Annotated in this window: 1 protein-coding gene; it reads left to right on the top strand. The window is 55.6% G+C overall.

Features of this window, described 5'->3' with window-relative positions; translation table 11 throughout:
• On the top strand, positions 1 to 2,020 hold a 2,020-nt coding region (locus tag FQ608_RS27040), incomplete at both ends, for a coiled-coil domain-containing protein (RefSeq protein ID WP_158861635.1).

The following is a 2,020-nucleotide window of genomic DNA, read 5'->3' as shown; positions in this document are numbered from 1 at the left end:
GTCAACGCATCAGCGGCGGAAGGCAGCGGAGCCCTTGCCGACGAGGTTGCCCGTGCCATTGCGGCCGAAGAAAAACTGGCGGCAGACCTTGAAGCCGAAACAGCCCGTGCAATTGATGCCGAATCTACACTATCCGAAGAACTTTCCGCTGAAACGGACAGAGCAATTGCCGCCGAAACTACGTTAACCACAGACATTTTAGCCGAGACAGCCCGTGCGACTTCCGCGGAAGGAGTATTGCAAGTCAATATCGAAACGGTACAGGACAATGTGGACGCCAACAAAACGGCCGCTGAAACTGCCATCGCCCTCAAGGAGGATTCCGCCAACAAGTCCACCGATATAACCCTTTCGGACGCCACGAACACCAGGTTCCCGACAGAACTGGCAGTGAGAACCTTCGTCAACGCATCAGCGGCGGAAGGCAGCGGAGCCCTTGCCGGTGAGGTTGCCCGTGCCTCGGCTGCCGAAGAAAAGCTGGCCACAGACCTTGAAGCCGAAACAGCCCGTGCAATTGATGCCGAATCTACACTATCCGAAGAACTTTCCGCTGAAACGGACAGAGCAATTGCCGCCGAAACTACGTTAACCACAGATCTTTTAGCCGAGACAGCCCGTGCGACTGCCGCAGAGGACAAGCTAAACGCAGATCTTACTGCCGAAACAGCCCGGGCAATTGCTTCCGAAACTACGTTAACCACGGATCTTTTAGCCGAGACAGCCCGCGCGACTTCCGCGGAAGGAGTTTTGCAAGTCAATATCGAAACGGTACAGGACAATGTGGACGCCAACAAAACGGCCGCTGAAACTGCCATCGCCCTAAAAGAGGATGCCGCCAACAAGTCCACCGACATCACCCTTTCTGACGCCACCAACACCAAGTTCCCGACCGAACTTGCGGTGCGAACCTTTGTCAACGCATCAGCGGCGGAAGGCAGCGGAGCCCTTGCCGACGAGGTTTCCCGAGCCACGGCTGCCGAAGAAAAATTGGCCACAGATCTGGAAGCTGAAACGAACAGGGCAATTGATGCGGAAACTACACTATTTGGAGACCTTGCCGCTGAAACAACCCGGGCAACTACCGCGGAGGATAAGCTAAACGCCGATCTTATTGCTGAAACTACCCGGGCAATGGATGCGGAAAGCATCCTATCTACAGACATTTTAGCCGAAACAGCCCGGGCGACCGCTGCGGAGGAAAGGTTAAACGTTGATCTCATTGCCGAAACTACCCGTGCAACGGATGCCGAAAATATCTTATCCACAGACCTTATAGCTGAAACAGCGCGGGCGACTGCCGCGGAAGGAGTTTTGCAGGACAATATTGACGCCAACAAAACGGCCGCTGAAACTGCCATCGCCCTCAAGGAGGATTCCGCCAACAAGTCCACCGATATAACCCTTTCGGACGCCACCAACACCAAGTTCCCGACCGAACTTGCGGTGCGAACCTTTGTCAACGCATCAGCGGCGGAAGGCAGCGGGGCCCTTGCCGACGAGGTTACCCGTGCCACAACGGCCGAAGAAAAGCTGGCCCTGGACTTGGAAGCTGAAACGGACAGGGCAATGGAAGCGGAAAATACGTTAACCACAGATCTTTCCGCTGAAACGGACAGAGCAATTGCTGCCGAAACTACGTTAACCACGGATCTTTTAGCCGAAACAATCCGTGCAACTTCCGCAGAGGACAAGCTAAACGCAGATCTTTCTGCCGAAACAACCCGGGCGATTGCCGCCGAAACTACGTTAACCACGGATCTTTTAGCCGAGACAGCCCGTGCGACTGCCGCGGAAGGAGTTTTGCAGGACAATATCGGTACGGTGCAGGGCAATGTGGACGCCAACAAAATGGCCGCGGAAACAGCCATCGCCCTCAAGGAGGATTCCGCCAACAAGTCCACCGATATAACCCTTTCGGACGCCACGAACACCAGGTTCCCGACAGAACTGGCAGTGAGAACCTTCGTCAACGCATCAGCGGCGGAAGGCAGCGGAGCCCTTGCCGACGAGGTTGCCCGTG

Source organism: Lunatibacter salilacus, from assembly GCF_009797935.1.
GTDB lineage: Bacteria > Bacteroidota > Bacteroidia > Cytophagales > Cyclobacteriaceae > Lunatibacter > Lunatibacter salilacus.
This window is presented reverse-complemented; position numbering and strand designations above follow the sequence as displayed.